The sequence below is a fragment of the Microbacterium sp. genome (assembly GCF_047971895.1).
Classification (GTDB): Bacteria; Actinomycetota; Actinomycetes; order Actinomycetales; family Microbacteriaceae; genus Microbacterium.
Map to the genome: position 1 here is coordinate 1 of NZ_JBKEAF010000070.1, position 8654 is coordinate 8654.

The following is an 8654-nucleotide window of genomic DNA, read 5'->3' on the forward strand; positions in this document are numbered from 1 at the left end:
GTTGGCAAACCTCTCGCCCTACCATTGGGCATTTGGCAACGCGCCACTTGCGGATGGCTTCGACTGGGCAGGCCTCGGACTGCTCTGGGGGTTTTCCGCAGTCCTCATAGGCGTCGCCTCTTGGGTGCTATCCCGCCGCGACATCCTCGGATAACCCGCGCCCGTCAAGCAATCAGCTCTCCTGCCTATCTAATCTCGGCCGAGCGTCAGGCGGTAGAGGGGCATCAAAACCGATTCTCGCCGACCTAATCGACGAGACTGCCGACTGACTCATGAACGGTCGATTGCGGACAGGTCCACGACCGCAGTTGGCTCAGCCTGCTGGTACGGTCACAGTGTCCCATGCCGAGTATGCAGCTGATGGCGCGATGTCGTTCCATCGTGCAAGCCATGTTCGGCGGAGCGTGCTGGGTCGCCAGGGACTACTCAACACCGACGGTGGATTCTCCGCGCGATTCTGAGCGCCGTCCCGAAAGTCCGGGTCGAAACCGATCGTGCCGATACCGGGTTTCGATACGGCCCGCGTTTGCGGCACGCACCACATCAGCCTTCCCGAATTGTGCCGGAATCGATCGTTTTCGGGCACCAGCTGGGTGCGTGGTGCAGTCGCTCGCGGCGGGCTGGCACGAGGGGCGGGAGCCGAACCGCGAGGACGTGGCTGGCTTCATCGACTACGCGCGCGGTGCGCTCACGTTCGATGAGTACCAGGTGCGCTCGACCGAGAATGCCGCACGCATCGCCCGCACCGCCGGCACGCTCTGATGCCGCAGCAGTTCGATTCGTGGGCGTCGCACTTCTACCCGGAGACGTACAACGAGCAGACCGGCTTCGGTGTCATGCGCAATGCCCCGGCGTCCGAGACTTCGACGCGCTTCGCCGCTACGACTATCGCATGTCGTTTGCTCGGCGCACTGAGCTTAAGTTGCGCCCCGAGCTGGTGGCCCGGACGTTCGACGGCGAGCACATGAAGGCTCTGCACGGGCATCTCTTTCAAGATGTATTTGAGTGGTCTGGACAGTACCAGACTGTGAACATGGCGAAGGGTGGAACCGCCCCGTTCGCGGATGCTCACAACGACGCGACAGACGCCTATCTGACCGACGTTCGCGCCATGGTCGAGCGCACCGACTGGGCGAAGCTCGACCATGCTGCATTGCGGAACGCTCGGCGGAAGTCTTCGCACACGTCAATACCTGTGGAAGTGCATTATCCGAGTGAGAACTGTTCGCATTGTCTGAGGTCAGCTCGATGAGCTGATCGGGACGAGGCAGTCAACCTCGCCCTCGCGGCGGTAGCACTCGATGTGTGGCCGTCCAGGGTCGTGGTTTGCGTGTTCGAAGAGCGCGTCGAATGCTGGGGCGATGTCCTCGTAGATGGAAGGGGCGCTGCCGCGCAGGCGCAGATAGCTGCCGCCTGGGATCAGGGTCTCATCGAGACCGAGTGGATTGTCGTGGTCACGATCGAGACGTGCGGAGCACAGCCGATAGACATCGTCTTGGCCGTAGAACAGTCCCATCATTCTGCGGCCCTGTAGCGAGTCGAAGGAGCCCTCGAAGTCGGGCCAGGCGGCTTGGATCACCGCGAAATCGATGGCGACGTCACGGCTCAGGGCAGGGGTATCGTCAAGCTCGATGACGTCGATCCGGCCGAGGTCATGGTTCGTGGCGTCGTCGGTCATGGGTTCCTGTCTACGGGGTTTTCGGGCCTTCTCTCAACGCAGCTGGTGCCGTGCCGCGCACGGCGGGGTAGTCGCCACGGGTGCTGCCTGACAGGCGGGCGTAGTTCTCGAAGGTGGTGACGTTGAAGTCGAGCATGCCTGCGAGGACTTTGGCCGGGACCGCACCTGCGAGGCGGAATCGGGCGGTGTTCTGCAACTCGGAGATGGAGACGCCGAACGGGCGGAGTCGCCGGTTGAGATACTGCGGGTCACGCGGCAGGCCGGGTCGGAGGCCGGGGAACAGCCAGCCATCGGGCGGTGCCTCCGAGAGGAGATCGAGTTGTTCCCTGGCGAGGATAGCGATCGGATCGGGGAGTGCGAGTGGGCGGTCTCCGATGAGGAGGTTGGGGGCAACGTCTTCCTCATCGGAGTTGGTTTCGGCGCAGTGCGAGAACCTTGCTGGCCGGGAGCCCGTAAACGGCGATCAGCAGTGACGCGTGGCGGGCATCGAGCACTCATCCGAGAGAACACCCAGCGCGGCGTCGAGCACGCACGCTCTCAGGCTCGCTACGGTGGCCGCCCTACGGCGATGACGCCGGAGCGTGTTGAGATGGCGCGGCAGCTGCGCGAGACCGACCCACCGCTGAGCTATGACCGGATCGCACAGGCGCTCGGCGTCGGTCGCAACTCCGTCATCCGCGCGCTGTCGAGGGACGTGCAACGTCAGTAGCAGGCAATGGTGCTTACCTCATGGGGGCTGAGCGAGAGGAGCAGAAAGGAGCGCGATGGCGTACGTCGTCCGTCACAAGCCGGTATCGTCGCGGCGCTCATCGCTCGCAGCTCGTCGAGCACCGTATCAGTGCCCCGGGGTGGGACCGTGACGAGTTGCCAGAACCGGACGAGGCACTCGGTATGCTCCCAGCATGGCAAAGCTCGTGCTCACCCTCGTCGGCGACGACCGCGCCGGACTCGTGCAAGCCGTGGCCGATGCGGTCGCTCTGCACGGCGGCAATTGGGAGCGCAGCGAACTGGCCGAGCTCGCCGGCGCCTTCGCGGGCATCGTGCTGGTGTCGGTGCCCGATGCAGGCCGTGACGCGCTCGTCGCCGATCTCGATGCGCTCGAGGGTCTGCTGGAGATCACGCCGCATACCGGCATCGCCGCCGGCGACAAGGCCGAAGCGGCGCGCTTCGTCTTCACGGTGCTCGGCAACGACCGCCCCGGCACCGTGCGTGACATCACCCATGCCCTGGTGCGCCACGGTCTGAGCATCGACAGGTTCACCAGTCACACGCTCGACGCGCCGATGGCGGGCGGCACGCTGTTCGAGGCGAAGATCAGCGTGCGCGTCGACGACGGCGCCGATCTGGCGGCTGCGACCGCAGAGCTCGAGCGACTCGCCGGCGAGATCCAGGTCGATCTCACCGTCGGGTGAGCCCACCCGGCAGAATCGCACGGAATCGCGCAGGCACGCCCCGAGCCCGAGCAGACCAGGCCCGTGCTGATCGGCTGACACCGCCGCGCCCGGTGGGGACGGCCCCCATAGAATGGGCGGGTGTCAGACGTGTCCTACCCCGCCGATGGTTTCGCCCTCTTCCCTGACCGCTCCGTCATCGCCCTGCGTGTGAACGGCGAGCTCAAAGACCTCGCCACGACGGTGACGCAGACCGATGCCGTGGAGCCCGTGACCGTCGACAGCCCGGATGGCCTCAGCATCCTGCGCCACTCGACCGCCCACGTGCTCGCGCAGGCCGTCCAGCGCATCCGTCCCCAGGCGAACCTCGGCATCGGCCCGCCCATCGAGAACGGCTTCTACTACGACTTCGGTGTCGACGACCCGTTCACGCCGGAGGATCTCAAGGCCATCAAGAAGGAGATGGAGCGCATCGTCCGCGAGAACCAGCGGTTCGTGCGGCGTGTGGTCACCGAGGACGAGGCACGGGCAGAACTCGCCGACGAGCCGTTCAAGCTCGAGCTGGTCGACCTGGCCGGCGGCCCCGGGTCGGGGGCGGATGCGGCGGAAGGCGCCGGCGTCGAGATCGGCGCCGGCGAGCTGACGATCTACGACAACGTCACCCGGGACGGCGAGACCACCTGGAAAGACCTCTGCCGCGGGCCGCACGTGCCCGGCACCCGCCTCATCGGCAACGGCTGGGATCTCACCCGTGTCGCCGGTGCCTACTGGCGGGGAAGCGAGAAGAACCCGCAACTGCAGCGCATCTACGGCACCGCGTGGCCGACCAAGGATGAACTGCGCGCGTACCAGGCGCGTCTGGAGGAAGCCGCCAAGCGCGACCACCGCAAGCTCGGGCGCGAGCTGGATCTGTTCTCGTTCCCGGACGAGATCGGATCCGGGCTGTCGGTGTGGCATCCCAAAGGGGGCATGGTGCGCATGGAGATGGAGCACCACGCACGCCGCCGCCACGTCGAGGACGGCTACACCTACGTCTACACGCCGCACATCGCGAAAGAGGACCTCTTCCTCCAGTCCAACCATCTCGTCACGTATCGGGAGGGGATGTTCCCGCCGATCCCGCTGGATGAGGAAGTGGATGCCGCCGGCACCGTCGTCAAGCCGGGCAAGGACTACTACCTCAAGCCCATGAACTGCCCGATGCACATCCTCATCTACAAGGAGCGCGCCCGCAGCTACCGCGACCTGCCCATGCGCCTGGCAGAGAACGGCACCGTGTACCGCAACGAGCTGTCGGGCACGCTGCACGGCCTCACCCGCGTGCGCGGGTTCACCCAGGACGACTCGCACCTGTTCGTCACGCCGGAGCAGCTGGAGTCCGAGGTGACGAAGGTTCTGGAGTTCGTCATCTCGATGTTGCGCGACTTCGGGCTCGACGACTTCGAGCTCGAACTGTCGACGCGCGACGACGAGAAGGACAAGTGGATCGGCAGCGACGAATTCTGGGAGTACTCCACCACCGCGCTGCGCAACGTTGCCGTCGCCAGCGGCCTCACGCTGACAGAGGTGCCCGGCGAGGCCGCCTTCTACGGCCCGAAGATCGATCTGAAGACGAAGGACGCGATCGGGCGGGTCTGGCAGCTGTCGACCGTGCAGGTCGACCCGAACCTGCCCGAGCGGTTCGAGTTGGAGTACACCGGCGCGGACGGCGAGAAGCATCGCCCGATCATGATCCACCGGGCGCTGTTCGGGTCGATCGAGCGGTTCTTCGCCATTCTGCTCGAGCACTACGCCGGCGCCTTCCCGGTCTGGCTGTCGCCCGTGCAGGTCGTGGGCATCCCCGTCGCCGAGGAGTACGCCGACTACCTCGACGACGTCGTCGCGCAGCTGCGTGCGGCGGGCGTGCGCGCCGAGGTCGACCACAGCGACGACCGGATGCAGAAGAAGATCCGCACGCACACGACGCAGAAGGTGCCGCTGATGCTGATCGCCGGTGAACAGGATCGCGCGGCCGGGACGGTCTCGTTCCGCTTCCGCGACGGATCGCAGGAGAACGGCGTGTCGGTGGATGCTGCGCTCGCTCGCATCCGCGAGGCGATCACCTCGCACGCACAGGTGAACACGGCCGAGGACCTCGTGTGACCGACGAACTCATCGATGCGGCAGCCCTCGCGGGAGTTCCCGACGAGTTCCAGCGGCTGTGGACGCCGCACCGCATGGCCTACATCCAGGCCGGGCCGGAGCCGCTGCGCGAGGAGTGCCCGTTCTGCGCGGCACCGCACAAGTCCGACCCCGACGGTCTCATCGTGGCGCGTGGTGAGACCGCGTACGTGCTGCTGAACCTGTTCCCGTACAACTCCGGCCACCTGCTCGTGTGCCCGTATCGGCATATACCGCTGTACGACGACGCGACGCCCGAAGAGATCGCCGAGATCGGCGCGCTCACCCAACAGGCGATGCGCGCGCTGCGTCGCGTCTCGCGCTGCGACGGCTTCAACATCGGCATGAACCAGGGTCGTGTGGCCGGGGCCGGCGTCGACGGTCACCTACACCAGCACGTCGTGCCGCGCTGGGCGACCGATGCGAACTTCTTCCCGATCATCGCCAAGACCAAGGCGCTGCCGCAGCTGCTCGGCGAGGTGCGGGATGCCGTCGCCGACGCGTGGGGCGATGGACACGACCACGACAGCTGACGGAGCGAGACGCCGCGCGACTACCGCACCTGTGCGACGGTGAACTGCAGGCGCGGGTGTGCGTAGAACTCCTGCGCCTCGACCAGCTGCAGTTCGCGCTCTCCGGACTCATAGGTCATGCGCAGCAGATCGAACACGCTCGAGACGGTGCGCGCGAGGGCATCCGCGGCATCGTGGGTGCGCCCGTAGTGCGCCGTGAACAGCGCGGCGGTGACATCGCCCGAGCCGTTCGCCTTCAGCGGCAGCAGGGGGGTCTGCACGATCCACGCGCCGTCGGGGGTGACGGCGAGCATCTCGATCGTGCCCTCGACGCGGTCGGGCCGTTCGACGCTCGTGACCAGCACGGTCGACGGGCCGCCGGCGCGCACGAGGTCAGCGGAGGCGAGCGTCTCCTCCAGCGTGTGCGGATCGGTGCCGGTCAGGTAGCCCAGCTCGAACTGGTTCGGGGTGATGATGTCGGCGCGTGGCACGACCCGGTCGCGCAGCAGGTCGGGGATGGCGGGGGCCACGAAGCATCCACTCTTCGCGTTTCCCATCACCGGGTCGCACGCGTAGACCGCCGCCGGGTTCGCCGTCTTGACGCGAGCGACCGCGTCGAGCACGACATCGGCGATGCCCTCAGAGCCCTGATAGCCCGACAGCACCGCATCGATCTGCGGGAGCACGCCGCGCTCCTCGATGCCGAGGATCACGTCGCGCACATCGTCGGGAGCGATGAGCGGACCCCGCCACGCCCCGTAGCCCGTGTGGTTCGAGAAGGCGACGGTGTAGACGGGCAGCACCTCGACGCCGATGCGCTGCAGAGGGAAGACGGCGGCCGAGTTGCCGACATGGCCGTAGGCGACGGCGGACTGGATGGAGAGGATCTTCACCGGTCGATCATCCCATCCGCGGCCACCGTTGCGGCGACGACGTCGGCGGCGAGGCGCGCGGCCGCCTCGTCATCGAGATCGTGGACGGTCAGACGCAGGTGGGGGGAGCCGGCACCGCGCAGCATGAACTCGTCGCCCGTGCGGGCCAGCCAGCCCCGGCGCATGAGCTGCTCGCGCACGACCCGCGTCTCGACGGGGAGCTCGACCCACAGGTTGAGTCCGTCGCCGGCGACCGCGGGCAGTCCGTGCGCGGCGAGCCGCGCGGCGAAGGCGGCGTTGCGCTCGGCATAGTGCGCACCGGCACCGCGGATGCGCGCCAGCACCGCCGGATCGTCGAGCTGCGCGTGCGCCAGCCTCTGCAGCAGGTGGCTGACCCACGTGGTGCCCGGGCTCAGTCGAAGTGCCAGCCGGTCTGCCGTCTCGGGGTCCGACGCGGTGACGGCCAGGCACATGTCGGGCCCCAGGAACTTCGACACCGACCGCACCAGCGCGAACCGCCGGTGCTCGGGCCCGACGATGCTGTGGAACGGCCGCTGCGACAGCAGCGAGTAGTGGTCGTCCTCGATCACGAGCACGTACGGGTGATCGGCGAGCACCGCCCGCAGCGCCGCCGCGCGCTCGGCCGTGAGCGCGGCACCGGTCGGGTTCTGCGCCCGGGGGGTGGCGACGATCGCGCGCACACCCTGGTCGAGCGCCGCCTGCAGGCCCCGCGCCGACATCCCCTCGGCGTCCACGGGAACGGGAACGGCGCGATATCCTCCCAGGCGCACGGTCTGGATGCCGGCGAGCCAGCACGGATCCTCCAGGGCGACGGCGTCGTCGCGGGTGAGGGCCTGTGCGAGCAGGCGCTCCACGGCGTCCACAGCGCCGGAGGTGACGGTGAGGCGGAAATCGGCGGGGGCCAGGTCGGCCGCCATCCACGGCCGAGACCAGGCGTCGAGCCCGGCGTCGATCACGGGCTCGCCGTACAGCACCGCACGCCCCGCGACCGCGTGCAGCGCGGCGGCCGGGTCGGGGATCCACGCCGGGTCGGGGTTTCCCGTGCCGACATCGTGCAGCACGCTGCCCGCGGCGAACCCCTCCTGGGCCACGGGCGCAAGGTCTGCGATGCGCGTTCCGCCGCGACCGCGGGTCTCCACCAGGCCCGCTCGGGTGAGCTGACGATACGCCGCGATCACGGTATTGCGGTTGATGCCGAGCCGGTCGGCCAGCGCGCGGACCGACGGCAGGGCGGCCCCGTCGCGCAGGTGACCGCGTTCGTGTGCGGCACGCACGCTGTCGGCGATCTCGACCGCCGTCGAACCCGTGATCAGCTCTGCGATCGTCTCGTCCATGGCGCCTCCGTTCTCGAGTGTAGCGACGTGCTATGTTTTGGCCTAAGCCAATGATGCGATTGGCTGCACGCATCCGCCGAAGGAGAGAACATGGCAGACAACGCCCCTGCGAGCGAGACCGGGACCGGACGCGTCAAGCGTGGCCTCGCCGAGATGCTGAAAGGCGGCGTCATCATGGACGTCGTCACACCCGATCAGGCCAAGATCGCCGAGGATGCCGGCGCTGTGGCCGTGATGGCGCTCGAGCGCGTGCCGGCGGACATCCGGGCGCAGGGCGGTGTGTCGCGCATGAGTGACCCCGACATGATCGACGGCATCGTCGACGCCGTATCGATCCCCGTCATGGCCAAGGCCCGGATCGGTCACTTCGTCGAGGCGCAGGTGCTGCAGGAGCTCGGCGTCGACTACATCGACGAGTCTGAGGTGCTCTCGCCCGCCGACTACGTCAACCACATCGACAAGTTCCGCTTCACCGTGCCGTTCGTGTGCGGCGCGACCAACCTCGGCGAGGCCCTGCGTCGCATCAACGAGGGCGCAGCGATGATCCGCTCGAAGGGCGAGGCCGGCACCGGCGACGTGTCGGAGGCGACCAAGCACATCCGCAAGATCAACAGCGAGATCAACGTGCTGCGGTCGATGACCAAGGACGAGCTGTACGTCGCCGCGAAGGAGCTGCAGGCACCGTA

At 67.6% G+C, this 8654-nt stretch carries 10 protein-coding genes; 5 read left to right on the forward strand and 5 right to left on the reverse strand.

Translation table 11 applies throughout. The features are described 5' to 3' along the window. Positions 1-597 precede the first annotated feature (597 nt). On the forward strand, positions 598-762 hold the full coding sequence (locus ACK5IN_RS05710) for a hypothetical protein (protein ID WP_416895240.1): 165 nt from the start codon (positions 598-600) through the stop codon (positions 760-762). 34 nt (positions 763-796) lie between these two features. Here the strand turns inward: ACK5IN_RS05710 and ACK5IN_RS05715 are convergent, their stop codons facing one another. The 3 genes from ACK5IN_RS05715 to ACK5IN_RS05725 form a co-directional block, all read right to left on the reverse strand. Next, the gene (locus ACK5IN_RS05715) at positions 797-1147 is read right to left on the reverse strand and encodes a hypothetical protein (RefSeq protein WP_416895241.1); all 351 of its coding nucleotides are present in this window, start codon (positions 1145-1147) and stop codon (positions 797-799) included. 93 nt (positions 1148-1240) lie between these two features. After that, positions 1241-1678: an AraC family transcriptional regulator gene (locus tag ACK5IN_RS05720; protein ID WP_416895242.1), complete on the reverse strand. Its 438-nt coding sequence runs from the start codon at positions 1676-1678 to the stop codon at positions 1241-1243. A 10-nt stretch (positions 1679-1688) separates the two neighbouring features. After that, positions 1689-1814, reverse strand: coding sequence for a hypothetical protein (locus ACK5IN_RS05725; protein WP_416895243.1), 126 nt, complete (start codon positions 1812-1814; stop codon positions 1689-1691). Positions 1815-2580: 766 nt separating this feature from the next. Here ACK5IN_RS05725 and ACK5IN_RS05730 point away from each other — a divergent pair. The 3 genes from ACK5IN_RS05730 to ACK5IN_RS05740 all read left to right on the forward strand — a co-directional run bounded on the left by ACK5IN_RS05730 (position 2581) and on the right by ACK5IN_RS05740 (position 5762). Then, positions 2581-3090, forward strand: a complete 510-nt coding sequence (locus ACK5IN_RS05730; RefSeq protein ID WP_416895244.1) for a glycine cleavage system protein R — start codon at positions 2581-2583, stop codon at positions 3088-3090. Between the two features lie 120 nt (positions 3091-3210). Then, positions 3211-5211, forward strand: a complete 2001-nt coding sequence (gene thrS / locus ACK5IN_RS05735) for a threonine--tRNA ligase (protein ID WP_416895245.1) — start codon at positions 3211-3213, stop codon at positions 5209-5211. After that, complete coding sequence (locus ACK5IN_RS05740; protein ID WP_416895246.1) at positions 5208-5762, forward strand: HIT family protein; 555 nt, start codon at positions 5208-5210, stop codon at positions 5760-5762. Before thrS ends, ACK5IN_RS05740 begins: the two co-directional genes overlap by 4 nt. A gap of 20 nt (positions 5763-5782) precedes the next feature. On the opposite strand, the gene pdxY is transcribed toward ACK5IN_RS05740, so the two are convergent. Together pdxY and ACK5IN_RS05750 are read right to left on the reverse strand one after the other, a co-directional pair. Beyond that, positions 5783-6634, reverse strand: coding sequence for a pyridoxal kinase PdxY (gene pdxY / locus ACK5IN_RS05745; protein WP_416895247.1), 852 nt, complete (start codon positions 6632-6634; stop codon positions 5783-5785). Further along, positions 6631-7968 carry an aminotransferase class I/II-fold pyridoxal phosphate-dependent enzyme gene (locus ACK5IN_RS05750; protein WP_416895248.1) on the reverse strand — a complete coding sequence of 446 codons (1338 nt, stop codon included), beginning with the start codon at positions 7966-7968 and terminating at the stop codon, positions 6631-6633. The genes pdxY and ACK5IN_RS05750 overlap by 4 nt, the downstream gene beginning before the upstream one ends. 90 nt (positions 7969-8058) lie before the next feature. Here ACK5IN_RS05750 and ACK5IN_RS05755 point away from each other — a divergent pair. Then, on the forward strand, positions 8059-8654 hold a 596-nt coding region (locus tag ACK5IN_RS05755; RefSeq protein ID WP_416895249.1), incomplete at its 3' end, for a pyridoxal 5'-phosphate synthase lyase subunit PdxS.